General features: G+C 47.0%; 22 protein-coding genes and 1 other annotated feature. Of the genes, 6 read left to right on the top strand and 16 right to left on the bottom strand.

Features of this window, described 5'->3' with window-relative positions; all coding sequences use genetic code 11:
- Positions 1 to 14: 14 nt before the first annotated feature.
- From L5M28_RS11310 to L5M28_RS11320, 3 genes are all read left to right on the top strand, one after another.
- Positions 15 to 1,469 (top strand): methyl-accepting chemotaxis protein, encoded by a 1,455-nt coding sequence (locus L5M28_RS11310; protein ID WP_263203364.1) that lies wholly within the window; start codon positions 15 to 17, stop codon positions 1,467 to 1,469.
- Between the two features lie 485 nt (positions 1,470 to 1,954).
- Positions 1,955 to 2,323, top strand: a complete 369-nt coding sequence (locus L5M28_RS11315) for an SMI1/KNR4 family protein (RefSeq protein ID WP_028761011.1) — start codon at positions 1,955 to 1,957, stop codon at positions 2,321 to 2,323.
- Between the two features lie 187 nt (positions 2,324 to 2,510).
- Positions 2,511 to 2,936: an SMI1/KNR4 family protein gene (locus L5M28_RS11320; RefSeq protein ID WP_131523523.1), complete on the top strand. Its 426-nt coding sequence runs from the start codon at positions 2,511 to 2,513 to the stop codon at positions 2,934 to 2,936.
- 991 nt (positions 2,937 to 3,927) lie between these two features.
- Here the strand turns inward: L5M28_RS11320 and xthA are convergent.
- From xthA to L5M28_RS11400, 16 genes are all read right to left on the bottom strand, one after another.
- Positions 3,928 to 4,740, bottom strand: coding sequence for an exodeoxyribonuclease III (gene xthA / locus L5M28_RS11325; RefSeq protein ID WP_263203366.1), 813 nt, complete (start codon positions 4,738 to 4,740; stop codon positions 3,928 to 3,930).
- Positions 4,740 to 5,039: a YciI family protein gene (locus L5M28_RS11330; protein WP_028761008.1), complete on the bottom strand. Its 300-nt coding sequence runs from the start codon at positions 5,037 to 5,039 to the stop codon at positions 4,740 to 4,742. The genes xthA and L5M28_RS11330 overlap by 1 nt, the downstream gene beginning before the upstream one ends.
- The gene (locus L5M28_RS11335; RefSeq protein WP_028761007.1) at positions 5,039 to 5,584 is read right to left on the bottom strand and encodes a septation protein A; all 546 of its coding nucleotides are present in this window, start codon (positions 5,582 to 5,584) and stop codon (positions 5,039 to 5,041) included. Before L5M28_RS11335 ends, L5M28_RS11330 begins: the two co-directional genes overlap by 1 nt.
- A 113-nt stretch (positions 5,585 to 5,697) precedes the next feature.
- Positions 5,698 to 6,768, bottom strand: a complete 1,071-nt coding sequence (gene fhuF / locus L5M28_RS11340; RefSeq protein ID WP_263203367.1) for a siderophore-iron reductase FhuF — start codon at positions 6,766 to 6,768, stop codon at positions 5,698 to 5,700.
- A gap of 124 nt (positions 6,769 to 6,892) precedes the next feature.
- The gene (locus L5M28_RS11345) at positions 6,893 to 9,097 is read right to left on the bottom strand and encodes a TonB-dependent siderophore receptor (RefSeq protein ID WP_263203368.1); all 2,205 of its coding nucleotides are present in this window, start codon (positions 9,095 to 9,097) and stop codon (positions 6,893 to 6,895) included.
- 95 nt (positions 9,098 to 9,192) lie between these two features.
- Positions 9,193 to 11,121, bottom strand: a complete 1,929-nt coding sequence (locus L5M28_RS11350) for an IucA/IucC family protein (protein ID WP_263203370.1) — start codon at positions 11,119 to 11,121, stop codon at positions 9,193 to 9,195.
- Positions 11,122 to 11,886: a GNAT family N-acetyltransferase gene (locus L5M28_RS11355; RefSeq protein ID WP_263203371.1), complete on the bottom strand. Its 765-nt coding sequence runs from the start codon at positions 11,884 to 11,886 to the stop codon at positions 11,122 to 11,124.
- A 2-nt stretch (positions 11,887 to 11,888) separates the two neighbouring features.
- On the bottom strand, positions 11,889 to 13,415 hold the full coding sequence (locus tag L5M28_RS11360) for a lysine N(6)-hydroxylase/L-ornithine N(5)-oxygenase family protein (RefSeq protein WP_263203373.1): 1,527 nt from the start codon (positions 13,413 to 13,415) through the stop codon (positions 11,889 to 11,891).
- Positions 13,416 to 14,147: 732 nt separating this feature from the next.
- Positions 14,148 to 14,432, bottom strand: coding sequence for a DUF2798 domain-containing protein (locus tag L5M28_RS11365; RefSeq protein ID WP_212600684.1), 285 nt, complete (start codon positions 14,430 to 14,432; stop codon positions 14,148 to 14,150).
- 71 nt (positions 14,433 to 14,503) lie between these two features.
- Positions 14,504 to 14,935 (bottom strand): glycerate kinase, encoded by a 432-nt coding sequence (locus L5M28_RS11370; RefSeq protein WP_105252115.1) that lies wholly within the window; start codon positions 14,933 to 14,935, stop codon positions 14,504 to 14,506.
- Positions 14,936 to 15,181: 246 nt separating this feature from the next.
- Positions 15,182 to 16,003, bottom strand: coding sequence for a tryptophan synthase subunit alpha (trpA, locus tag L5M28_RS11375; protein ID WP_263139047.1), 822 nt, complete (start codon positions 16,001 to 16,003; stop codon positions 15,182 to 15,184).
- A gap of 5 nt (positions 16,004 to 16,008) precedes the next feature.
- On the bottom strand, positions 16,009 to 17,199 hold the full coding sequence (gene trpB, locus L5M28_RS11380; RefSeq protein ID WP_105252117.1) for a tryptophan synthase subunit beta: 1,191 nt from the start codon (positions 17,197 to 17,199) through the stop codon (positions 16,009 to 16,011).
- Between the two features lie 178 nt (positions 17,200 to 17,377).
- On the bottom strand, positions 17,378 to 18,856 hold the full coding sequence (gene trpCF / locus L5M28_RS11385; RefSeq protein ID WP_263203375.1) for a bifunctional indole-3-glycerol-phosphate synthase TrpC/phosphoribosylanthranilate isomerase TrpF: 1,479 nt from the start codon (positions 18,854 to 18,856) through the stop codon (positions 17,378 to 17,380).
- Positions 18,857 to 18,862: 6 nt separating this feature from the next.
- Complete coding sequence (gene trpD, locus L5M28_RS11390) at positions 18,863 to 19,909, bottom strand: anthranilate phosphoribosyltransferase (RefSeq protein ID WP_263192220.1); 1,047 nt, start codon at positions 19,907 to 19,909, stop codon at positions 18,863 to 18,865.
- Entirely contained in the window at positions 19,906 to 20,508 is a 603-nt protein-coding gene (locus L5M28_RS11395; protein ID WP_263166032.1) for an aminodeoxychorismate/anthranilate synthase component II, read from the bottom strand. The genes trpD and L5M28_RS11395 overlap by 4 nt, the downstream gene beginning before the upstream one ends.
- A gap of 9 nt (positions 20,509 to 20,517) precedes the next feature.
- Positions 20,518 to 22,176 carry an anthranilate synthase component 1 gene (locus L5M28_RS11400; RefSeq protein WP_263203391.1) on the bottom strand — a complete coding sequence of 553 codons (1,659 nt, stop codon included), beginning with the start codon at positions 22,174 to 22,176 and terminating at the stop codon, positions 20,518 to 20,520.
- Between the two features lie 97 nt (positions 22,177 to 22,273).
- Positions 22,274 to 22,381 (bottom strand) — a sequence feature (Trp leader region).
- A 210-nt stretch (positions 22,382 to 22,591) separates the two neighbouring features.
- Between L5M28_RS11400 and rnm the strand changes: the two genes are divergently transcribed.
- The 3 genes from rnm (at position 22,592) to L5M28_RS11415 (ending at position 25,017) form a co-directional block, all read left to right on the top strand.
- Positions 22,592 to 23,452 carry an RNase RNM gene (gene rnm / locus L5M28_RS11405; protein ID WP_105253095.1) on the top strand — a complete coding sequence of 287 codons (861 nt, stop codon included), beginning with the start codon at positions 22,592 to 22,594 and terminating at the stop codon, positions 23,450 to 23,452.
- Positions 23,449 to 24,069: an L-threonylcarbamoyladenylate synthase gene (locus L5M28_RS11410; protein WP_028760994.1), complete on the top strand. Its 621-nt coding sequence runs from the start codon at positions 23,449 to 23,451 to the stop codon at positions 24,067 to 24,069. Before rnm ends, L5M28_RS11410 begins: the two co-directional genes overlap by 4 nt.
- Positions 24,070 to 24,228: 159 nt before the next feature.
- A complete protein-coding gene (locus L5M28_RS11415) occupies positions 24,229 to 25,017 on the top strand; it encodes a segregation and condensation protein A (RefSeq protein WP_105252121.1) in 789 nt (262 codons plus the stop codon).

Consider the following 25,017-nt stretch of genomic DNA (forward strand, 5'->3'; position numbering starts at 1 on the left):
TAGGAATTATCAAGATGAAACAAATCCAGTTTCGTACCATTGATGCCATATTGATCAAGTTCAGTCTCAACGGAAAGTTTTGGGTAGTGTGTTCTATGGTGGCGCTGATCACGGCCGCCGTGGCGCTTGTCAACTATCAACATGCGCATCGTAACCTTGAGCAGGCCTCTATCGCTCGGGTTCAAGCTAGCGTCGATACCTTAGCGCAAGTTGCAACGGCGCAAAAGCTAGAAGCTGACGCCTTATCTCAATTTGCCAGCCAATACGGGTTAACTGTAACTTCAAGGCAAAGTGATGCGCAGCGTCAAGGGGATAAAGTGACGGCCAGCGCCAGTGTTGTGTCAGGCCAAGCCTTACAACTGACGCAGAATGTCCATGAGTGGGAAGCCGATGCGCGTAGCGATGCTAACTTTATGTTCTGGTTAGCGTTAGTGGGTTTGTTGCCTTTATTCCAACTGAGTTACTGGATTTCAACTTCACTCGGTGGTGGATTATGGGACATGTACTTAGCCATCAAACGCTTAGCCGATGGTGATTTGAGCTTTAGATTAAACTTCTTTGGTACTGACGATTTCAGTTTGATTGCCCGGGAAATCGATCGCTGCGCCGACAATATGAGTGAAATGGTGTCAGCCATTGGCAAAAATGCACAGACCTTATCATTGGCATCCGATGAATTTAATCAACAGGCGGCCACCAGTGATAAACTGATTGGGTTCCAACATCAATTCCTCGATTCCGTTGCCGTGGCGATGGCACAAATGACCTCAGCGATTGAAGAAGTCTCTGTTAATGCGAGTAATACTTCGTTGCAAACCAAGGAAAATTCAAGCCAAATGTTGGCCAGTCGTGGGCGTATTAGCCATACAGTGGAAAGCATTGGTTTACTCTCAACTAAGATTGGTGCGGCGTTTTCATCGGTGGAACAATTGTCTAAGGATGCGGCGAGTATCGATGCTGTAGTCACAACCATTAACAGTATTTCCCAGCAAACCAATTTGTTAGCCTTAAATGCGGCCATTGAAGCGGCCCGTGCCGGTGAGCAAGGTCGTGGCTTTGCTGTGGTAGCCGATGAAGTGCGTACCTTAGCGGGTCGAACTCAACAGGCCACGGTAGAAATTCAGGCCATGATTGAAGGCTTACAATCTGGCACGACTCGTTTATCTAGCATTACCATGGAGATAGTCGATCAGGCCGATGAAGGTCGCAGTGCGATTATCGCCGTCGGTGATGATGTTCAAGGTATGGCGCAATCGGTCAATGCGGTATTTGATATGAGCAGCCAAATTGCCGCCTCGGCGGAAGAGCAGAGTGTCGCCGCGCGGGATATTGCCGGACAATTGAATGAAATCCGCCATCAGTCGGAAACTATCAAACAAACAGCCCAGCGCAGTGTGACCTTAGCCAATGATCTGCACCATGCCTCGGTCGAGTTAGATGGCATTTTAAAGCAGTACCGCACGAGTTAATATGTCACCTTTAATGTGAGTCGTCGGCATGGGGTGTTGAGCAATAACGCCCGATACTGAGTCTCATGTTAAGTAGTAACGTATCATCCGACAATGGCGGAAATCTTAGATTTCCGCCATTTTAATTTGGAAGTACCCAAAGAACTATTTAGTTATATTGCCCTATTCCGTTCTATCAGCGTGACATTATCTAAATTGACGGTCATAGATTTCAGGGGAGAAAGTTATGTCTGAAAATGTCCTTTTTGCGGAGGGTATTTCACTGTGGTTGGCGGTGGAAATCTGTGTTTTGTAAAAATAGAATTTGGGGAAATTGATGGTTTCTATATGGCTGATTGTGTTAACCTTTATCGGAAATATTTAAGAAAAATATCAAGCAATTTTAAATTGTTTGTTGATGATAAACGTTCACTAGAGTATCACTTGTTCGCCTCGGTCAATTAAAATTGGCTTGGGGCGCCGCTTAACGTTAGGCAACAATAATTATGAATAACGATCCATTTCGAAACCCGACAGATACCGAAATAGCCAGCGCTGAAAGCAAACTGGGCATCAGTTTTCATGACGACTACCGATCATTTTTGAAGTCTGGCAGCGATGTTGCAAACGCTACCTTTGAGCCTGCGGTAATTTTACCCGGCTCTGGCCATCTTGATATCTTTGACATTGCTGAAACAGCCTGGAATGTCATGGGTCTTCCAAGAGACCTTTTGCCATTCATCGAGGATAATGGCGACTATTTCTGCATAGCAAAGACGGGTGAGATAATTTATTGGTCTCACAACGGCAGCACTAAGGAAGAATGGCCGAATCTTTCTGCATGGCACAAGCAGGTTTGTGTAGACCTTGAGTAACTGTGATAGCCTAAATAGTGGTTCAAATCGTTCGCTCCGCTCTCAGTGATGGGTTAAAGCCTGCCCCTTAGCCAAACGTTAACCCATACAAGCATTTAAAGCGGGACTGCTAACAGTTTGCTCGACTTCGCTTCGCTACACAATTTTAGCAAACGATTATCAGCCCCTTAAATGGGCGTTAAGCATTATGAGCAAATATCGAGATAAATTCGAATATCCGGAAAATCCAGCAAGTGCTGAAGAAATTCAGGCTCTTGAGAAATGGTTAGGAACAGATCTTCCGAGTGAGTATAAGAAGTTCTTGCTTGAAACTAATGGGGCAGAAACTCCGATTGGCGTGCAAGAACCAGATGACTCAGTTGTGCTCTGGAGCGCTAAAGAGATATCCGAATTAACAGAAGCCTATTGCTACGAGCAATACTTGCCTGGGTTGGTTGCTATTGGTTCAGATGGTGGGGGAGAGTCAATTGTCTTCGATACCACACATAATATAAGTTCAGAAGACTGGCCAGTTTATAGGGTACCTTTCGGCGATTTAACGAAAGAGTCTATGGTATTGTTGGCGGAAAATTTCAATGAGTGGGTTTCCAGTGGTTATTCGCTCAAGTTCTAAAATGTTTAACAAGGCCAGTCAATCTGACCTCCGTAAACTGTCTTCTTTTTTGCAAAAAGACGTAAAAAAGCTTCCAACTCACTCCGGCAGTTGCTGGCGGCGTTATGTTTAAAGCGGTAGAAATTAGAAAGAGGGCATCAATATGTCAGGAGAGCGAATATCGGGTGATGGAGAACGAGAACGATGTCCTGTACATGGGCATACGAGAAGGCTATCTAGCAAAGAAATTAATGAGATTAAGCACGCTGTAGAAGTTGCTAACTCACAAGCTAAACGTAAGGGCGTTACACCTAAAGATCCTCAAATTGGTCTTTTCAGTTGTAAATGTAATTGCTTCTATGTGAAAGTTGAATAATGGTCCATCAATATGTTGATAGTATTATTAGAATTCGAACATAACAAATTGCTGCATCTGACATTTTTCCGTTCCTTCTTTTTTGTTTGATAACACAAAAGCTTCTACTCCAAAAATGCAGCTGAGCAAGGCGTTACACCATAGAAATTTCTATGCGAAATTCACCTGTTATAGCTGATGACCTAACACGCTTTTGTCCCAAAGCATGCTACGTATTTCTTTAAAACAAACAGGTTTTGCCGATGCTAAACAGGTGAGCGATGGTGATTAGCTAGACGACCGTCCGGCACATGGCCGCTCTTTGGCGTCCATGCCATCGCGGCATTTGTGAATCCTTTCACATCAGATGGGGCGGTCGAGCATCCACGGATGGACTGGCTGCGAGTCGACGAGCAAATACCATGGTAAGCATGTGTGAGTGGATATCAGCAAACGCTAAACTCCTCACAACTAAAATTATTGGTCCCAAAACACTCGTCTTCAAGACATATCTGTCCAAAAGTGAATTACGTTCAGTATCAAACCTGACTCATTGACCATTCATCGAACGACAAAGATAAAATATGTTTCGCCCATAAAAAAACATCGGCCTAAGCCGATGTTTTATATCTACTAAGATGATCGAACGTTAGCTAATTAAGCCTCTTTGAACGTGCTCCAAATGGGCGCGTGGTCTGAAGGTTTATCTATGCCGCGCAGATTGTAATCGACATCGGATTCGACTAAACGTGCTGCCAGTGAAGGCGTTGCTAAAATCACATCAATTCGCAGGCCGCGGTTGTCATCAAACCCTTTGCTGCGGTAATCGAACCAAGAATAACGTTCGATGCGCTCTGGATGTAATTGACGGAAAGTGTCGATTAAGCCCCAGTCTTGTAAGGTTTTTAACCACTCACGCTCTTCCGGTTGGAAGCTACATTTGCCGGTTTTTAGCCAACGCTTACGATTGACTTCACCTATGCCTATGTCTAAATCGGTCGGCGAAATATTGATGTCACCTATGATGGCGATATCTTCATCGTTGCTGTGGTTTGTCTGCAAGTAGTGCATTAAGTCCTGATAAAACTTACGTTTAGCAGGGTATTTTGTTGGGTGGTCTATGCTTTCGCCCTGGGGGAAATAGCCGTTGAACACAGTCAATGGACGACCATTCGCTTGGGTAAATGTGCCGATAATCATGCGGCGCTGGGCATCTTCGTCATCGCTAGGAAAACCCTTTTGCAGTTTTTCTGGTGCGATTTTAGACAGCATGGCAACACCATAGTGAGCTTTACCGCCGTGGTAATGCACTTGATATCCCATGGCTTCGACTTCGGCTAATGGAAACGCCTCATCGTGCACTTTGGTTTCTTGCAGGCCGATGATGTCGGGCTGGTGGCTATCGATTAAGGCTTGCAATTGATGCAAGCGTGCCCGCAGACCATTGATGTTAAAGGACACTATTTTCATTAAGGCAGGACTCGTTTAAAGGGTTTAACCACAACACTTTGGTAAACGCCCGCTTCGATATAGGGATCGGCATCGGCCCAGTGTTTTGCTGCGACTAAGGATTCAAAATCTGCGACAACCAGTGAACCACTAAAGCCAGCATCACCTGGGTTTTCGCTGTCGATGGCTGGGTGTGGGCCAGCGATCAGTAAACGACCTTCATCGGCGAGGGCTTGCAGGCGAGCTAAATGAGCTGGGCGTGCGGCTAAACGTTTTTCTAAACTATTCTCAAAATCTTGAGCTGAAATCATATACCACATTATTTGAGTTCCTTGCGTTGATCTTCGGGAAGGTGTTTATAAAGATAAAATACGGTCAGGACAGTATTAATTAAAGTTAAAGCGGTTAAACCAAACACTTTAAAATTGACCCAAGTTTCTAATGGCAAACTAAAGGCGACATAAATATTGACTAGGCCACAAGCGGCGAAAAAGATCACCCAATACCAAGTTACGCGAGCCCAAATTTTGTCGTCTACTTGCATTTCTTTGCCTAACATCGACTTTAATATCGATTTATTGAGCAATTGACTGACACCTAAGGCGATGGCAAACAAACTATAGATAATGGTCACTTTCCACTTGATAAAAGAATCATCGTGAAACACTAAAGTGAGTGTGCCAAACACTGTCACCATAGCAAAGGTGATTAAGTGCATCTTTTCAAGTTTCTTATATAGCGCATAGGTCACGATCAATTGAAGCGCGGTGGCTGCGATCAATGCACCGCTGGCGATATAAATATCGAAAAATTTATAAACGGCAAAAAAGATGACGAGGGGCAGGAAATCAAGCAGTTGTTTCATAAATAATCATGTTAAAGAGACATGGGCTTGAGTGTAGCATGTGCAACATAAGGGCAAAAGCACCATGGGCCTAGGATTGCGATCTTGCCCATTAAATGGGTTTAATGGGCAAGTTAGACTTGTGCCTGTTTGGTTGCGTTTGTCTTAGCGTTAGGGCGACTTAGTAGTGGGCAATCGTGGCATTGGCCAGTGTTGGCGAGTTGATACCTTAGGCAGCAAGTACGGCGAATGCATTGGATGTTTGTGCTGCCTTCTTTGGGTTCAACAATCAAATTGATGCTGTTATACAGTGGATTTTGGGTGCCATCAAAAAAGGTCGTTCTGCGAAACAGAGCTTGCTTAAGTTGCTGACTTTGTTGCTGAGATAATCCCAACTCTCCTAGATACCAGTGGATCAGATAGCCTAAGTGACTCCAATATAGTTTAGCGGGCACGGGGCTCAAAGTGAGTAGGCGCTCAACACTCGGTTGCAGTAAGTTTAAGACAAGGCCTTGTAGGGCGAGTTCTTTATTAACTGGCGGCTTATATGAAGTTAATGGCGAGTGTACCTTAGTGTCTGTCTTGAAACTTGGCTTAGTGTTTGTTTGGGCAAGTGGCTCGATGCCGTGGTATTTTTTAAAGGTCAAAGCGGTATTTGGCTGTTGCTTTGTTATTTTAAATTCAAATTTTGCCACTCGGCCACTGGCGTGTATCTGCATAAAAACGGACTGTGGCTGCCAGTGAATAGGCTCGAATGTGGCTTTTGGGGCGTTGAAAATCCACTCCATCACCGGCGGAACTAAAAGGCCAAAATACCATTGACCCCAAAGTGAATGCAGCGCTTTGTGAGTGTCTTTTCTACTGGCCGTAGCGCTTTTACTGAGCAAAGCGTGCGCTCGGCTGGTTGCAGCTGTTTTAGTAGCCTCGGTTTCATCTTCAGTTACAGCTTCAGTTTCACTCTGAGTTTCTACGCTAGGATGTGCGATGGCAAAACGTGCAATGAGTTTTTGATAAGTATCGGCGCAGCTCCATTCATTAAAACTGAGCCCAGTAGGGGACTGCGTTGCGCGAAGGTGCTCTCTATAGAATGGCGCCCGCTCATGTAACAGCTGATTGAGTGTCAAAATAGTTTGATTCAACGCGTTGTGGCTTGGCGCTGTATCGCACAATGTTTGCAGTCTGGTGTCTCTCCGTTGGCTTGCCATAGTGACTCCTTATAGGGTTGTGATTGATTCCCGCGGTTATCGATAAGTCCATGTAAATGATTACCTTGTGAGCCCAAGATTTGGGCTCACAAGGTTTTTCGAACGATCTCAATATAAATTTGACTTAGAAGCGATAGTCCAAGGTTAAGCTGGCACTTCGCGGCGTACCGTATTGGAATTGACTATATTGACCGACTTGGCTGTAGTAGCTTTTATCTAAGGCGTTGTGCAGGTTTGCGCTGAGCTTAAGCTGCTCTGTGAAGGCGTAACTCGCCATTAGACTCGCTAGTGCGTAAGAGCCTTGCTCTACTTCGACTTTGCCAAGTGGCGAATTAACTGTTTGGTAGACGCGGCTCTGCCAGTTAACCCCCGCACCTATTTGCAATTTATGCCAATCACCGCCAAAGGTATAAGTGGTGAAGAGTTTTAATTGCTGGCGTGGTGAAGTGGTACTGATACGTTTGCCTTCAGGATCTTCGCTAGTGAACTGGGTGTAACCTAAGTAAAGATTCCAGTCATCAGTGATTTTACCCGTCGATTCAAATTCGAATCCCTGTGTTTTTGTACCGTTTACGCCTTCATACACTTGCGTTGTTGTTCCTGGGATCACATCGCCAGTGCTGACTCCGACATTGTCTTGTCTGATCTCAAACACCGACAGCGACATATCTAAAGCCTCATCGAACAGGCTCGCCTTAATCCCGCCTTCGTAGTTTTTCCCTTTAACTGGATCTAGGTAGCTTTTATCGATTCTTTGCTTAGTTTGCGGTGCAAAAATGTCCGTATAACTGGCGTAGAGCGAATATTGCTCGGTCAGGGCGTAGGTGAGGCCGAAGTAAGTAGTGAGTTCGTTGCTGATGTTGAAATTGTATAGGCTTTTAAAGTTATCTTGGTCGGTTTCCCACTCATTGAGGCGTAATCCGACGATGACAGCTAAAGCGTCGCTGAGATTAAGCTGAGTCGCTACATAGGCTGCACTCTGTTTGGTTTCGCCAAATGAACCCGTGGTATAGGTTTCCTTCCATTGAGGTTTTGGATATTGGAAGTTCGGATCGCGAAAATCCCCCAAAGGCGGTACTGCCGCAGTGGGATAATAGTAGGGATTGGCGAACTCTTGGCGTTGGCCATTCCAGCCAAACATCAATTGATGTTCTAATCCAAAGAGTTGGTATTGTCCTTCGGCGCGCAAATCCACATTGTGTTGGGTGCGGCTGCCGTCGACATAGGCGATAGAGCCTGCAGTGGCGCCGATATTGGTTACAGGATCAGGATATCCCGTGGCCCATAGTACATCGAACTCCAATGAGTTATCGCCGTAGGTGTAAGTCCCTTTTAGGTTCCAACCGTTGTCTAATCTGTGTTCGAGACTCGCAAAAGTGTTGAGGCCTTGGGTATGCGCCGAGCCCCAATCGGGCGCCGTTGAAGTGGCACGATCATAATTAGTGCGACTGCCATCGCTGTAAAATAGCGGTAAACCGCCCGACATAGTGCCGCTCGGCGTAGCATTTTGGTAATCGACACCAAGGATGAATAAGGTGCTATCGCCAATATCGGTTTCGACTATGCCGTATAGCGTAGTGCGCTGCTGCTCGTACCTGTCTTGGAATGAATCTTTATCCTGATAGGCGGCCACCACGCGACCGCGCACAGAACCCGAGTCATTTAAGCCGCTGGAAACATCGACCATACCGCGCACATTATTCCATGAGCCCACACTTAACGAGGTGTTGCCCATAAACTCTTGAGTCGGGCGTTTACGGATAAGGTTAATGGCCGCCGAGGGATTACCGGCTCCCGTCATGAGGCCAGTCGCGCCGCGTACCACTTCTACTCGCTCGTAGATGGCGGTGTCGATCAGATTATCCCCATAGTTGAAGCGAGTATCGTTGGTGGTTGGCACGCCATCGTACAAAATGCTGCTCACGGCAATGCCGCGGGCACTAATACTGTATCTGTCGTTATCCATTGGGCGGGCATTGATCCCCGCGACGCTGGTCATGGCATCAATCACGCTATTAAGCTGTTGATCATTCATCATTTGGCGGGTGATAGACGTGACCGACTGCGGTGTTTCTAGATAGGATAAATCGAGCCCAGTTGCCGTGTTCATCGCTTGGGTTTTATAACGGTTGTCGTGTAAGTCCTTAGCGCCAATGACATTGATGACTTCAATTTCTTTCTGGTGCTTTTTAGTCTTACTATCCGCATCGACAGTGTCAGCTGTGGCATGGGGAACCGTGGCTAACATGGCTGAGCACAGCAATAGCTTCGGGTTAACGAGGGCTTGCCGACAGACGAGTGCGATGCTGGAGAGAGGAAAAGTCTTCATAATGTTGATCTTTAATTCCGTTTAGGTTGGGGGTTAAACAAGCTGGGCCAACATTGGCCCAGCTAAAGTTTCGGGGTTATCCACTTTGTGGTGTGTTAACGTGCCTTTTGCTCAGCGCTGCTAAGCATAGGGCGCTTAAAGGCATGGCTTTGTCTAAAGGCCGCCAAGGGATTGTCGATGCCACCGGCGAAACGCAGGTTTTTCTCCCTGTCGGCGAGGTCTATCATTTGTTGGTTATTATTCAATTGGATACGATTGAGGCACGTACGTACAAAGCTGTCCTTAAACAGATCGTATTGGGCAAACTTGTCGGCCAAATGTGGATGCTGGGCTTGGTAATCACGTACATTGTCCGCCACTAACTCCCAGAATTGGCTTTCACTGACACTGGTTTGCTCATCGAGCAGCGGTGCTAAATAGCGGAAAATACAGTCAAAAATATCCAGTAAGATGTAGTTAAGCTTCATCTCTTCTTCAAGGCTCACCGCAAGGCGTTTTACATCATCAGGTAGTGGCTTCATGCCATTGAGTACCGCGACTTCTTCGCCTATGTCTTTCATCAAAATCTTGACTGGCACATATTCATCGAGCACTAAGATCAGGTTTTCACCATGGGGCATAAAGACCAGATCGTAGGCAAAAAAGGCATGTAACAGCGGCGATAAATACAGGTTTAAGTAGCGACTGACCCAATCCTTTGCTGGTAAGCCTGAGGCGGCTATCAAGGCGGCAATAAGGGCCTTATCTTCATGATCAGTATGCAGTAGCGCTGCCATGGTCATCAGATTTTGCTTAGGCGCAATGTGTGGGAGTGGGCTTTCGCGCCACAGGGCAGAGAGCATTTTTTTGTAGGCGCTATCTTGGGTGAGTGCCTGCTCGTAATAGGTGTGGTGATAACCTATTGCGGCAATTTCTTTGAGGATCACAAAGCCTTGTTGGGCAAAGTAAGGATCGTTTTCAACCAAGTTTGCAACCCAAGCATTGATCTGCGGTGTGCAGCTCATGTAAAGGGGCGATAGACCACGCATAAAGCCCATATTAAGGATAGAAAGCGCGGTTTTGACGTAGCACTTTTGCGGTGATGCAAGATTGAAGAAAGTGCGTATCGATTGCTGCACTTGGTATTGCTCATTGCCTTCACCAAGATAAACCAGATCGCCGCGGGCTATGTCGCCGGCAAAGACGCGGGCGATTTTTTCACGCCACTGCCAAGGATGCACTGGCATAAAGTAGAAGTCCTGTGGATCATGCTGCTGGGTTTTAAGACGTTGTTGGAAGTCAGTGAACTGCTGGCCAAGTTCCTCCTTGAGTAACGCGTCGTGACTCAAATTTTCGAGGGCGGCAAACGTGGTTTTGTTTTTGCGGACTCCAAGCCAGACTAACTGCATCGGCATCGCGCTTTCTGGGGCAAATTGACGGTAATCCTGCATATCAAAACCAATCCGGCCATTATTGGCAATAAACACCGGATGGCCTTCTGTCATACCCGCTTCTATGCTCTGATAATCAGCTCGCGCCAGCGTGGCGGCGGGGATCGCCTGATGCGCTAACTTGTACGCCTTGCTGTAAAGGGTGCTGGTGATTTCTTCTAAATAGGTTGGTAGTAAGGTTTCGCTGATCCCTAAGTCATTTTTAAGGGAAATGATCAGCGACATCGCATCAAGGATTTGCTCTTGTCCTGCAAGTGAAACGCGGATGGTATCGGCATCAATCGCGAGATGATCGAGCTGATAATGTCGTGCACTAAAATAATAAGTGCTGTCTTTGAGCCTGAGTTCATAGTGATTGAGCCCCGTTTTTTGCCCGTACAGGGTCGGCGTAATGAGCTTCTCGTGGGTGAATTCGCAGAGGATTTTCTTCACTAAATGACGATTAGCAGCTTGCCAATAGGCGGGGGTTAAATGCTCTGGCATAGAAGTCGATGTTGTCGACAGCGCCGAGCTTTGTTGAGCATGTACTGCTTGGTCATGATGATCTTGCGTTGGCAATGGGTTCATTAATAAGGCTTTTGTGGGTAAGTTCATCTAATTCACCTGAAGAGTCGATAATGTTATGGGAGAGGCTACTGGTGCTGTGAGCGAGCTTGACTTTGCTAGGGTTGGGCTTGCTAAGTATTGTTCTGCTAAGTTTGGCAGAGCAGGCATTGACTGATCTGAGCTTGGCAGGGCTGAGGTTGTTTGGGCTAGACTCGTCAAAGAGGGCGTGCTCGATGGTCGAAGGCGCTGGGCCGCAGTGCAAAATCCGAGCAAAGCAGTTTTAGTGCTTAATTGAATCGCTTTTTCATAGCGAATGCCTATCAGGCTATTTAAGCGATGAATTTTGCTATTGAGTTGATCGGGTTCAACCACGAGGCGATTAAAGGCCAGTTTTTCAAGCACGAGCTGCGCTATCGCATCCATCACCTTCAAGGATAAGCCGCTGACGGGTTTGCCATCTGGCGGCGCGATAATGAGATGCATACCACAATCACCCGGCGCAACACGATAGTGCTGACCGACTTCATCGTGGACGGGATCGTAGAGCTCCACCATAAATAGTGCTTTGGCCTGCCATTCACCTATCAAGGCAAACTTGTGTTCTGTTGTTGCTAACAGATTTTTTATGGCATCAAGGTTCAAGCCCTGCATACCCCAAAACTTGGCGTAATCTTGGTTAAACCAAGACTGTAGTGTTGGAATGTCTTGTGTAAGGTCTAACGCTCTGAACTGGAAACCATTAATGCTCGAAATAGCGGATAGTTGCGTTAAACATAGTTGCGTTAAACAATGGTTGCTAAATTGGCTTGCCATTATTATGCCTCCTGGTTCGGCGCCATTAAGACCGGCATATTGGTTCCCGCGCCTGAACTCACGGTTGAACTTGCGCCAGAACTTGGAATCTTGGTTGGAGGGATAGTTTGTGGTGCATCAACTTGAGTTTTTCTGTGCGGCGCCTTAGGAAAATGTCTTGGATTAAGATCCTGCGTGTTAATTGCATTGACGCCGCAGGGCTGATGACTGGCAAGTTTGGCCGGATCGAAGGTTTGAAACGCGATATGTTCCTCAATGTGGTAGGGCGCATAACCGAGCACGGCTTTTAAGATGGTGCCGTTGCGATAACAGCCCATACCCAGATCTGGAGAGCTTATCCCATGGGTATGCAAACCGACATTCTGGACAAAAATATCCCCTCGAATATCTATGCTGTAATCACGCTGCACGCTAAGTTGTCCGGCGTCATCGAATTCGACTTGTTGTTTAATACCACTGATAAACTCGGGTAAACGATAGTGGTAACCTGTGCCTAAAATGACGGCGCCCGTTTCTTGCTCAAAGGTGTGATTTTTTTCATTGTGGTGGAAATGCAACTTGAGCATATTGGCTTGGGGCTCGATATGAGTCAGCGCCGCATTCGTCATCAGTCGGCATTGAAAATCGGCCAATAGGCGCTTTTGATATAACAAATCGTAAATGTCGTTTATCAGCTCAGAATTTATCCCTTTGTAGAGCTGTTTCTGGCTGGCTATCAGTGAGCATCTTTGATTAGGGGTCAACTCGTGGAAGTAATCGACATAATCTGGCGAGGTCATCTCTAAAGTAAGCTTGGTATATTCCAAGGGATAAAAACGCGCTGATCGTGTCATCCAATTGAGTTGATAACCATAGGTATCAATATCTTGTAGTAGATCGTAAAACACTTCCGCCGCACTCTGGCCACTACCAATTACTGTGATGGCACTCTGACTCTGCAGGTAGGTTTTTTGCTGCATATAACTGGCGGTATGCATGACCCGTGCATCTTGGATTGGGCAATCCTTTGGTAGATAAGGTTCAGTGCCAGTGCCAGTGCCAGTGCCTAGCACTAGCTTTCGGCATTGATAGGTATGGGTTTTACCACTGCGCCTATCAAAACCTGTAACTCGATAAATACTTTCACCTGCGTTGTAATCCACTTGAGTGACCTTAAAACCAAATTTAAGGTTGCTGAGTTGTTGGCTCACCCATTGGCAATACAAGTTGTATTCGTGGCGGGGTAAAAAGAAATTCTCACGAATATAAAAGGGATAAAGTCTGCCCGTTTGCTTGGCAAAATTAAGGTAGCTGTAGCGGCTGGTGGGATCGGCCATAGTCACCAGATCCGACATAAAGGGTGTTTGCAATCTTGAGGATTTGAGTAGCATGCCTGGATGCCAGTCAAAACTGGTTTTAGCATCTAAAAATAAGCAGTTAAAGCCGTCAATAGGTTCTGATAAGGCGGCGAGGCCAAGATTGAATGGGCCAATGCCTATGCCAAGTAGATCAAAGATTTCGCGATCCATTTCCCTTTGCTGTGTACTCACTTACGCCTCCTTGGCAACATGCTACTGCGCGTTGCCGATCCAGTAATCAGTTACCTAAGGACACAAACCAAAGTGAATGCGGTTATCAAAATAGACTGTTTGGCTATTTATCTTGCGTTGATCAACTCGCTATTTTTAGCTCAGTCCTTAGGCCATTTCCTGCTGTCTCTGTCCCGACAACGGTAGGTAAATTAGCATGTGAAAATATTCAAATGCAAACCATTCTCATTTGGGTGGGCTGTAGGTTAATACTTTTAACTGATAAATAAGGGGGGCGGATACGGTTAATGGTACAAATAAGTAAATGATAAAGGGGTGATAATTAGGCAGCGTTTTGGGGATATATCATTTAGGGTTTTACGAGCTCTATTTTTATAAAAGATATAAATACAGTGGGTTACATTAATGCTTGAGTTGGTTCGAGAGCAGAGGAAAATTGATTTAGGTGGGAGTCATGTCATCCTTATACAATAAACATAGGTGCCGCTAAACGGTCAGTGTAAATCCATTGTAAAGCGTGGACAGGAGGCTCAATGAGCGCTTTGATTTAATACGATTGGTATGGTGTAGGTCGTACTGTTTTAGTTTAAGTGAATATGGGCAGGGTAACAGATCGAGCAATTATCGATGTAATTTTTAGTCGCTGTACGCATAAGAGAAGGAGTTCAAGATAAAGCCGTCCTAAAACGGCTTTGAAATAAAATAGTTAAATCGGAAGATTAAGTCGTAAAACTAGCGTAAATCGACAAAATGAGCTGTGATTTTACGCACCAAAGGTAACACCATCAGCAGTGTCGGAAAGGCGACAACCCATGAGATCAGCCAAGCGCCGAGCCAGAGTTCGAGAAATTGCGGTGAAGCGCCAACGCCATTGAAAGTGCTGATCCCAGAAACGATACAACTCATGAGAATAGAGAGAAAAAATGGCATCACCACAGTGGCATACTTTGCCGGTAATTTGGGTGTCCCCAAAAAAGTACGAGGTTTGTCATCGGGTAAAGATTTAGAAATGGTCATCGGATCCTCTAATGGATATGTATCAGGCGAATGATTTGTTACAGGCTAGCACTATACCTTTTTTTATCGACTCAATTCATCCAATTTGTTACCCAAAGCTCGCCTGTTACATTGACCCAATGGCCTAGCGAGATAGGGGATTTCCCAAGTTCATTATCAAAGGGGAGCGGTAGGTTTGATTGCAACAGGTAAATTGTATCTTCGGGTGTTTGGCTGATGTCGATGATTTGTCCTGAAGCTTCAAAGTGACAGTTATGCAGCGGGAATTTCAGATGCTGGTGTGGCGTTTGTTTAATCATATCAGCTTGAAGACTGGCACTTGCTAATCGGCCAAGCAATTCAACTGTGACCCATTGGTTAACCGGAAAGCGAATTTCGGCCTGCTGATCGCTACCTTGGTAGTAAAACCAAATTGGCGCACCATTATCGCATTTACCTGCAACTTCACCTTCAAAACCACAGCCCCAAGGCGTTAATTCGAGAATATAGATCCGATACTGCATAAAAAGTCCGTTTTTCTTCGATAGGGCATTCTATCGAGGAACTGTGACTAAATAAATACGCTGTCAGTGTAGTACTGGGTGAGTGTCAGTATTGCCTTGATAGATTATGTTTGAGGGAGATAAAGGCTGAATAAACATAGAGCTTGGTAAATATAAACAAAATAAGCGAGGCGATGAGTCTACCTCACTTATTTTATTTGTAATTGAATTCTTGATTTATATTGGATTAGTTAAATCAAGACTCGCTTAGGTTGCAGCCTTCATAGCGCGAGTAAAATCGCCAAGTGTCGCCAGTAGCTTAGCTTCATCGTGCTGGTGGGTTTCGATGATTTTCACGACGGCAGAGCCAGAAATTGCCCCTGCAGCGCCCGCTTTGATGGCGGCGCTTACCTGTGAAGGCTCGGCAATACCAAAACCGAGGAGCGGTGGTGGGGCGTTAAAGGTTTTTAATTTAGATAAAATTTCCTCTACCGGCACGCCAGCTTTCGTGTCTGTGCCTGTGACTCCTGCGCGGGATAAGAGATAGGTGTAACCTTCACCACTTTTACTCACTTGCTCCAGGGTTTCACTGTCAGCATTGGGCGGCGCGATAAAAATCGGCGCAATACCATGGGCTTTAGCGGCTTCGCTAAAGGGCGCTGATTCTTCCACTGGAACATCGGCGATAAGTACTGAATCCACACCCGCTTGCTGCGCTTTGGCGTAAAACGCATCTATGCCGTTAGCAAACACCAAGTTCGCATACAGCAGCAAACCGATTGGAAGTTCAGGATATTTAGCGCGCACTTGCGCCAGTAATTCAAAACACGCCGTTGGAGTTGTGCCAGCGGCTAAAGAACGCAGGTTAGCGCCTTGGATCACAGGGCCATCGGCCAAGGGATCGGAAAACGGAAAGCCCAGTTCTAAGGCATCGGCACCGTTTTGCACTAAGGTATCGATAATTTTTAGCGATAACTCAGGGCTAGGATCACCAAGGGTGACGAAGGGGACAAAAGCGCCACGGCCTTCGGCGTTGAGTCTGGCAAAGGTGGCTTGGTAACGGCCAGTGTTGGTAGACGTGTCACTCATGTTTATTATTCCTCTTTACCATTCAAAATGTCAGAAACGGTGAAAATATCTTTGTCGCCACGACCGGAAAGATTGACCACTAAAATGGTTTCTTTGGTGCACTCGCGCGCCATTTTGACGGCATAGGCGATAGCATGCGCCGATTCTAATGCGGGGATAATCCCTTCACAGCGCGCCAGTTGTTGGAAGGCTTCTAAGGCTTCATCGTCGGTAGCTGATTCATAACGGGCGCGGCCTGTGGCATTAAGATGCGCGTGCTGCGGGCCAACGGAGGGGAAGTCCAATCCGGCTGAAATCGAGTAAGATTCTTCGATTTGCCCTTCGCTGTCTTGCATCAAAGGCGCTTTCATGCCGAAGAAAATACCAGTCTTACCGTGTTTAAGCGGCGCGCCGTGCATTGGCGTGTCTATGCCTTTACCCGCAGGTTCGACGCCAATCAGTTCGACACTTGGTTCGTCGATAAAGTCAGCAAACATGCCGATAGCGTTGGAACCGCCGCCAACACAAGCGATAACAGCATCGGGCAGTCGACCTTCACGTTCCAGCATTTGCTTCTTGGTTTCTTCGCCAATAATGCGTTGGAATTCACGCACTATGGTTGGGAACGGATGTGGCCCCGCGGCTGTGCCTAGGAGATAGTGGGCCTTTTCGTAGCTGCCAGACCAGTCGCGCATCGCCTCGTTACAGGCATCTTTTAGGGTGGCAGAACCTGAGGTGACAGGGATCACTTCCGCACCCATCAAACGCATTCTAAATACGTTAGGTGATTGGCGCGCAACGTCTTTCGCGCCCATATAGACTTTACATTTTAAGCCTAATAGCGCGCAGGCAAGGGCGGTGGCAACGCCGTGTTGTCCTGCACCGGTTTCGGCAATAATTTCTTTTTTACCCATGCGCTTAGCCAGCAGGGCTTGGCCTAACACTTGGTTGGTTTTATGGGCGCCGCCGTGGAGTAAATCTTCCCGTTTAAGGTAGATTTTCACCATAGGATTTGGGCTTAAATTGCGGGTTAAGGTCAGTGCTGTTGGGCGACCCGCATAGTTTTTCAATAAATCGGTAAACTCGGCTTTAAAGTCTTCATCTTCCTGCGCTTCCACAAAGGCAGTTTCTAATTGCTTAAGGGCTGGCACTAAAATCTGTGGCACATACATGCCGCCGTATTCGCCGAAATAAGGGTTAAGCTTTAACTTTGACATACCTTTTTCCTTATCTTATCAATCAGTTTGTCAGTGGCTTGATGGTGCTAACAGCGTCTTGGGGTTAACCGCATCGTTATCTATTTGGCCACTGGCATTAATAGGTTCATATTGTTTGTTGAGCATCACTCTTGTCCTGCACCAACAGCATCTAGGGCTTCTTGCTTAGCGCGATAGGCTAGAGACGTAAATGGGCAAAAGCCGTTTGGATCAGTTGCGCCGATTTAATTCCTGCGGCGGTTTCTAGGCCAGAATTAAAATCTAAACCGTAAAATCCTTGGGTATTGGCACTGGCCGCATTGTCGGCGTTGAGTCCGCCAGCCAACATGGCATGGGCTTTTTGTGGGCATAGGGATTTCACATCAATGCTTTGCCAATTAAAGGCTTGGCCTGAGCCGCCAAATTGGTCTGCCGTTTTACTATCAAAGAGATAACGCTGTGCTCCCAGAGGCAAGTTGCCAAGTTCACCCGTTTGCGCATCGACGCTGACGGCTTTCCAAATTTGGGTGGTGAGTCCCGCTTGCTCAAGTCGCTCGGCGAGCTGTGCTATTTCAAGTTCAGTTTCTGTGCCGTGCAGCTGTACGGCAGATAACTGCAAACAGGCTGCGGTATCCGTAATGGTGCTTGGCGCGGCATTAACAAACACGCCGACGAATTCAATGGCGGGAGCCGCGGATGCGCGATATTCCCTGAGCAATTGTTCAGCGGCGTTAAGGGTTAACGCGCGCGGGGATTTTTCGGCAAAAATCAGCCCGGCATAGACGGCGCCTGCTGTTGCTGCGGCGCGAATATCTTCCATGCGGGTGAGGCCGCAGACTTTATTGTGACCGAAGATCAATTTACGGCAGGCTAAGTCGATATCAGCCTCGGCCATAATTGAGCTGCCGACGAGGAAACCATCAACCAGTGGACTCAGGCGGCGTACTTGCTGATTGTTGTAGATGCCTGATTCGCTGATCACCACGCGGTCGCTGCCAATATGTGGCGCCAGCGTTTCTGTGGTGGCGAGATCGGTACTCAAATCCCTTAAGTTACGGTTATTGATCCCGATAATCGGCGCATCTAATGCGATGGCGCGTTTAAGTTCTTCTTCGTTACTGACTTCGGTCAGCACATCGAGTTGATACTTAGCGGCTTCTTTCGCTAGGCGGTGATATTGCGCATCATCGAGTACGGATAGCATTAACAGAATGGCATCGGCACCTTGGTGGGCGGCGAGTTTAATTTGGTATTCATCGACAAAAAAATCTTTGCACAGAATAGGTTGGTTCACCCGAGCGCGCACCTTAGGGATATAGTCCATATCCCCTTGGAAAAACTGCTCGTCGGTTAATACCGAAATGCCCGCCGCATATTTTCCGTAAATATCGGCAATGGCTTCTACATCAAACACATCGCGGATAAGCCCTTTGGACGGGCTGGCTTTTTTACATTCTAAAATGTAACCCGCCTTGGGCGCCTTGAGTGCGGCAAATAAACTGCGGTCAGAGATTTTTGGCGACAGACTGGCCTCGGGGAAACGCAGCTTCAGGGCGGCAATATGGGCAGCTTTGGTGTCGACTATACGGGTTAACACATTACTTTTTGGCATAGGGTTTGTTTCTGCCTGTGGCTGAGTTCTCATATCTTGGCTATTTGTTATCAGTTCTTGAGTCATTGCCACTTATTCCTTTGTTTCACTGCTGACTTTAGCTAATTGGCTTAGTAATTCAAAGGCTTTACCGCTTTGTATGGTACTGAGCGCAAGTAAGGTTCCTGTTTTCACTGAATCAGCAATCCCACACACATATAAAGCACAACCTGCATTAATGGCGACCGCATTGGCATGCGCATCTGTGCCGTAACCTTTTAAAATTGCCTCGGTGATCAAGGCATTCTGCGCGGGTTCGCCGCCTTCTAAGTCACTGATTTGTGCTAAAGGCACACCTAAATCGGCGGGCGTGAGTTGATACTCTATGATGTCGCCGTCTTTTAATTCGGCCACTTGGGTGTTGCCGTGCAGCGCGACTTCATCTAAACCACTGCCGTGCACTACCATAGCGCGTTTTGTGCCAAGCGCCTTTAATACTTTCGCTATCGGTAAGACTAACTCAGGGCTATAAACGCCAAGTAACATAAATTCGGGGCGGGCAGGATTGATAAGTGGCCCTAACACATTGAATAAGGTGCGCGTTTTCAGTGCTTGCCTGACCGACCCCGCATGTTTTACTCCGCCGTGGTAGTGGGGCGCAAATAAAAAGCACAGGTTCAATGCGTCGAGGCAACGACTGGCGGTGTCTGGTGACATGGTTAAGTCAATGCCAAACTGCGCCAATAGATCCGATGAACCCGATTTACTCGACACGCTACGATTGCCGTGTTTGGCGACCTTGGCGCCCGCCGCCGCGGCAACAAAGGCCGCAGTGGTGGAAATATTAATGGTATTAAAGCCATCGCCACCGGTGCCAACTATGTCAACGATGCCATTGCTAAGGTTATCGCCATTCGAGTAGGGAAACGTCTTGGCGGCGGCGCGCATGGCATCGGCGGCGCCGCTGATCTCATCTATGGTTTCGCCGCGCATCTTGAGCGCGACTAACATGCCTGCCATAGTGGCTTCACTCATTTCACCGCGAATTAACGCGCCAAAAAGTTCGGCGGTGTGCTCGCGACTTAAACTCTTACCTTGGTATAAAACATCGAGTAAAGGCTGAATATGGTTTGTACTCATGCATTTACTCCTGCTGTCATGTCTTGGGTCAGAAATGCCAAGGTTTGAATGAGCAGTGTGCTGCCCAACGTCGTCAGAATCGATTCTGGGTGGAACTGAAACCCAACGGCTCTATGCTGCGGGTGCAAAATTGCCATCGGCATAGCGTCAGTGGTTGCGATCACTTGCAAGCAATCCGGTACTTGAGTGGCGACGAGACTGTGATAACGGGCAACGGGCAGGGGAGAAGGCAAACCAGCAAATACGCCAGTACCGTCATGGAAAGTGGGGCTTGCCTTGCCGTGTACCACAAAAGGTGCGCGTGCCACTGTGCCGCCATAATATTCCACCATAGCTTGATGCCCAAGGCAGATACCCAGCATAGGCACCTTACCCGCAACTTTGGCGATAAGTGCCATCATAGAACCTGCCTCATGGGGCGCACCTGGTCCTGGTGATAACACGAGGGCTGCAGGCTCTTGTTCGTTAAGCAGTTTTTCAGCTATATAATCGGCGGCAACATCGTTGCGGTAAATCACCACTTCACAGCCAAGGCTGCGAAATTGATCCACTAAGTTATAGGTAAAGGAGTCAAAGTTATCGAGTAGATAGAGTTTCATGTTTGGCTCCTATTTATATTGCACTGAAGAGGATTGTGCTGAAGTGGATTGAGCTGACGATTCATTTGCTAGCAGTCCAGCGCCCATCTTGATGGCCGAAATCACGGCTTGGGCTTTTTGACGGGTTTCATCTGCTTCGCTTTGTGGATCAGAATCAAATACCACGCCAGCGCCCGCTTGAATAAAGGCGGTGCCATTTTTGACAAAGGCGGAGCGGATCACGATGCAAGTGTCCATGTCACCAAGGGCATTAAGGTAACCCACAGCGCCGCCATAGCTGCCGCGACGGGCTTTTTCTGCTTGGCGTACCAGTTGTGATGCACGTACTTTTGGTGCGCCCACTAATGTGCCCATATTCATACAGGCCTGATAAGCATGCAGGGCATCTAAATCTTGACGCAGTTGACCCGTTACACGGCTGACGAGGTGCATCACATGGGAATAACGGTCAACTTTTAATAGTTCGGCGACTTTGCGGCTGCCGCTTTGGCTGATGCGTGCGATATCGTTGCGAGCTAAATCGACCAGCATTAAGTGTTCCGACAGTTCTTTTTTATCTAAACGCAGTTCAAGTTCAATACGGCTGTCTAAGTCAAAATCAATCTCGCCCGTGGCGGTTTTACCGCGTTTGCGGGTGCCGGCAATCGGGTAGACTTCTACCTGATTACTGCTGGCATCAAATTTGAGCGCACTTTCTGGTGAGGCGCCAAACAGCGTGAAATCTTGGCCTCTGAAATAAAACATGTAAGGGCTAGGGTTAGTCAGGCGCAGGGCACGATAAGCCCCTAAAGTATTCGGGCAAGGCAAACTAAAGCTACGGGATGGCACTACTTGGAAAATATCGCCCGCAATAATGTGTTCTTTCAAATCGATAATGGTTTGTTTGAACACCTCATCGGAAATATTGACTTGCTCAGTTGCGTCGATGGCGACCAGTGTCGGTATATCGGCAGGTGAATTACCCAGAGTTTTACATTGTGTGCTTAACTGCTGAACTCGCTCGCTTAGCGCTGCGGTGATGGCGGCATATTGAGCTGAATCGTGACTGAAGTTATGGGTAATGATGTCGGCTTGTTTCAGTTTATGATCGATAAGGATTAAGGTTTCGGCGAGGTAAAATAAGTAGTCTGGACAATCGTTATCGCGGTTCGGTACGGCAGGCAGTGGTTCGACAGTATCAATCAAGTCGTAGGCCAGCACGCCACCTAAAAACAGATCCTCAAAGGCGGGCTTGGTCTGGCTGTCAGTATGGGCGTCACAACCAATCTGCTGTATAAACATCCGTAGACCATCGAGTGGCGAGGTCGATTTTAAGCGTGCATCTTCATCCTGCAGCTGAGTGTCTTTTTGCAGTGTGATCACTAAGGTCAAGTTATCTCTGGCGACATTGACAGCAGTACTGAAAAAGAGCGCGATGGGAGCAAGTAAGCTCGCGCCATTGCCGGTCAGTGCGGTGAAGGTTAGCTGATAACCGTCACAGCGGATCATCATGGCGGCATGGGTCATTACCATGCTTTTTAAGTGATCTTTACTGTCGATTTCGGCCGATTCGAGCAACATAGTATGGGGCGCATCTTGGGTGATGTGCTGATATAAGCGTAGTGGATCGCTGTGGTAGGTTAATGCCGCCTTGAGTGTGCTTGAGCGTGCGAATGTCTGTTTGGGCATGTTCATATTCCAGCTACCTTATAAAATGTCTTTAACATCATGAGTTATCTCGCTTTCTTAATTTTTTACCCGAGTCTGCCGACATTTTTCGCACCTAACAAAAAAGCCCGCATTTCTGCGGGCTTCTTGTTGATTCTGGTCACTTTCAAATGAGCACAGAGCTTCACACCACCCGCTACGTTGGGAAGTGCCACCACCAAATGATGTTTAATGAAGCGTTAATGTGTGTCATTCAAAAGGGTCTCGCTAATTCAGTAATTGGTGTATAGAAAACCTTAGCTGGAGCTGAATGTCAATTGAATATTTTTCATTTTCTGCGATTTATTCACTTTAATGACGCAGAAAATTTAAGTCACACAGCCACAAAATGCGAGATAGCAGCGCATTTGTTAACAAGTTCGCGTACAATAGCGCCATGAATACTCAAAGCATATTGGCTGATCTACATAGCCACACGACCGCGTCCGATGGTCAGTTAACGCCGTCTGAATTGGTGGCAAGAGCTCTTGAAAAGGGTGTGCAGTTATTTGCCATTACCGATCATGACACAGTGGCTGGTTTACCTGAAGCCCGTGCCTTTAATCAGGCTCAAGCTACTCCATTGAAATTGATTTCTGGCGTGGAAATCTCTACTCGCTGGAACAGTTACGATATCCACATAGTGGCGCTTAACTTCGATGCTGATAATCCAGCGTTATTAGCATTTTTAGAAAACCAGCGTGAATTACGTGAATTACGGGCTCAAGAAATTGGCCATAGATTAGCTAAAGCTGGCATTGAAGGTGCCTACGAAGGTGCTAAGGCGTTGGCGGGTGATGCGGCATTGAGCCGTGGACATTACGCTCGCTGGATGGCTGAAAATGGTCATGCTGTGGATATGCCCAGCGTCTTTAAACGCTACCTTGCACGCGGTAAAACCGGTTATGTGCCTAATAATTGGGGTGATATGGCCAGTGCCATTGATATCATCCATAACGCAGGTGGGTTAGCCGTGTTGGCGCACCCCAGTGGTTATAAGTTATCGGCTAAGTGGCTTAAGCGCTTAGTGCGTGAATTTAAAGAAGCCGGTGGAGATGCCATGGAAGTGGTGCTTGGCCAGCAAACATTAGACGACAGGGCCAATCTTGTGGCGCTGAGTGTCCAAAACCAGTTGCTTGCATCGATAGGGAGTGATTTTCACTTTCCGAGCAATTGGATAGAATTAGGTAAAAATCTGTATCAGCCCCAAGGTATTGATTGGGTCTGGCAATCGGAATCTTGGATGGAACGACCATGAGTCAGTTTTTTTATGTACATGAAGTAAATCCGCAAACGCGGCTTATTAGTCAGGCGGTTGCCGTATTGAAAAGCGGCGGTGTGATTGTTTATCCCACCGATTCGGGCTATGCCTTAGGCTGCTTGATTGGTGAGAAAGACGCTATGACGCGGATGGCGAGAATTCGTCAAATTGAGAACGATCATAACTTTTCCTTGATGTGCCGCGATTTATCCGAGCTTGCGACTTACGCTAAAGTGGATAATCAGGCGTATCGCATCCTAAAAAGCTGCACGCCTGGGCCTTATACGTTCATTTTCAAAGCGACTAAAGAAGTACCGCGTCGCTTACAAAATGACAAGAAAAAGACCATAGGTATTCGCGTGCCCGACAATGTGATCGCACTAGCGTTGCTCGAAGCCTTAGATGCGCCGCTGATGTCGACTAGTTTAGTGATGCCAAATGCAGAATTTGCCGAGTCTGATCCTGAACAAATTCGCGATTTGCTCGAGCATCAAGTGGATGTGATTATCCACGGTGGTTATTTAGGCGAAAAGCCAACGACTGTGATTGATATGTCTGAAGATGGCGCCGAAATTTTGCGTGAAGGCGCGGGTGATATCACGCCTTTTCTCTAAATCCAGCGCAATAGATTTATCTGTAGTGGATGCGAGTGAGCGATGCGGCGAGCGGCAGTGAACATTTGGCAGTTTTATCGCCGCAGATTTACAGGTATAATCGCGCGTTTGGCGTTAGCCTAAGTTGGGTTGCGCAGCGTTAACGGAGCAAGATAGCGGATGCAGGGCACGCAACAAAGTTTACCCTTAGCCGTTATTCGTGGTCAGGCAATGACCGAAATGCCGCTGGATTTGTTTATTCCGCCAGAGGCATTAGAAGTATTCCTTGAGTCCTTTGAAGGCCCATTGGATTTACTTTTATATTTGATCCGTAAGCAAAAATTAGACGTTGTCGATTTACCCATTCAGCAAATCACCGCGCAGTATTTAGAGTATATTACGTTGCTGACTCAGGCTCGAATTGAACTTGCTGCCGATTACTTAGTGATGGCGGCAACGCTTGCCGAGATTAAATCCCGTTTGCTGCTGCCGCGTATGGTGGCCGAAGATGAGGTTGAGGAAGATCCACGGGCACAGCTTATTCGGCAGCTTAAAGCCTATGAAGTGATTAAAGAAGCGTCGCAAAAACTCGATGATTTACCGCGGCTCGAGCGGGATGTATTTCAAGCCAAAGCAGTGGCAGCACCCGACATTAAGCCGTTAATGATCCCGCCAGAAGTTTCGTTGTTTGAAATTGCCCGCGCCTTTGGTGATGTACTCAAACGTATCGATGCCTATGAAGATCATCATGTTAAGCGTGAACAGTTATCGACTCGTGAGCGCATGAGCCAGATTTTAGCCATGTTGAACTCGGAAGATTTTACGGCATTTGAACGTTTATTTACCCTAGAAGAAGGCCGTGCCGGCGTGGTAGTCACCTTCTTAGCTTTGATGGAATTAGTCAAAGAATTATTGGTCGAATTGTACCAAACAGAGCCGTTTTCAACTATTTACGTTAAGGCCTATTAA

Source organism: Shewanella sp. SW32 (genome assembly GCF_025653365.1).
GTDB lineage: Bacteria > Pseudomonadota > Gammaproteobacteria > Enterobacterales > Shewanellaceae > Shewanella > Shewanella oncorhynchi.

Bases quoted from the DNA above. Each gene is read 5' to 3' on its own strand.
- L5M28_RS11370 (WP_105252115.1), bottom strand. From the start codon at position 14,935: ATGCAGTATCGGATCTATATTCTCGAATTAACGCCTTGGGGCTGTGGT.
- L5M28_RS11320 (WP_131523523.1), top strand. From the start codon at position 2,511: ATGAGCAAATATCGAGATAAATTCGAATATCCGGAAAATCCAGCAAGT.
- L5M28_RS11395 (WP_263166032.1), bottom strand. From the start codon at position 20,508: ATGAAACTCTATCTACTCGATAACTTTGACTCCTTTACCTATAACTTA.
- L5M28_RS11345 (WP_263203368.1), bottom strand. From the start codon at position 9,097: ATGAAGACTTTTCCTCTCTCCAGCATCGCACTCGTCTGTCGGCAAGCC.
- L5M28_RS11335 (WP_028761007.1), bottom strand. From the start codon at position 5,584: ATGAAACAACTGCTTGATTTCCTGCCCCTCGTCATCTTTTTTGCCGTT.
- trpCF (WP_263203375.1), bottom strand. From the start codon at position 18,856: ATGACTCAAGAACTGATAACAAATAGCCAAGATATGAGAACTCAGCCA.
- xthA (WP_263203366.1), bottom strand. From the start codon at position 4,740: ATGAAAATAGTGTCCTTTAACATCAATGGTCTGCGGGCACGCTTGCAT.
- trpA (WP_263139047.1), bottom strand. From the start codon at position 16,003: ATGAGTGACACGTCTACCAACACTGGCCGTTACCAAGCCACCTTTGCC.
- L5M28_RS11310 (WP_263203364.1), top strand. From the start codon at position 15: ATGAAACAAATCCAGTTTCGTACCATTGATGCCATATTGATCAAGTTC.
- L5M28_RS11355 (WP_263203371.1), bottom strand. From the start codon at position 11,886: ATGGCAAGCCAATTTAGCAACCATTGTTTAACGCAACTATGTTTAACG.
- trpB (WP_105252117.1), bottom strand. From the start codon at position 17,199: ATGTCAAAGTTAAAGCTTAACCCTTATTTCGGCGAATACGGCGGCATG.
- fhuF (WP_263203367.1), bottom strand. From the start codon at position 6,768: ATGGCAAGCCAACGGAGAGACACCAGACTGCAAACATTGTGCGATACA.
- L5M28_RS11365 (WP_212600684.1), bottom strand. From the start codon at position 14,432: ATGACCATTTCTAAATCTTTACCCGATGACAAACCTCGTACTTTTTTG.
- L5M28_RS11410 (WP_028760994.1), top strand. From the start codon at position 23,449: ATGAGTCAGTTTTTTTATGTACATGAAGTAAATCCGCAAACGCGGCTT.
- L5M28_RS11330 (WP_028761008.1), bottom strand. From the start codon at position 5,039: ATGTGGTATATGATTTCAGCTCAAGATTTTGAGAATAGTTTAGAAAAA.
- L5M28_RS11350 (WP_263203370.1), bottom strand. From the start codon at position 11,121: ATGAACTTACCCACAAAAGCCTTATTAATGAACCCATTGCCAACGCAA.
- L5M28_RS11315 (WP_028761011.1), top strand. From the start codon at position 1,955: ATGAATAACGATCCATTTCGAAACCCGACAGATACCGAAATAGCCAGC.
- L5M28_RS11415 (WP_105252121.1), top strand. From the start codon at position 24,229: ATGCAGGGCACGCAACAAAGTTTACCCTTAGCCGTTATTCGTGGTCAG.
- trpD (WP_263192220.1), bottom strand. From the start codon at position 19,909: ATGAGTACAAACCATATTCAGCCTTTACTCGATGTTTTATACCAAGGT.
- rnm (WP_105253095.1), top strand. From the start codon at position 22,592: ATGAATACTCAAAGCATATTGGCTGATCTACATAGCCACACGACCGCG.
- L5M28_RS11400 (WP_263203391.1), bottom strand. From the start codon at position 22,176: ATGCCCAAACAGACATTCGCACGCTCAAGCACACTCAAGGCGGCATTA.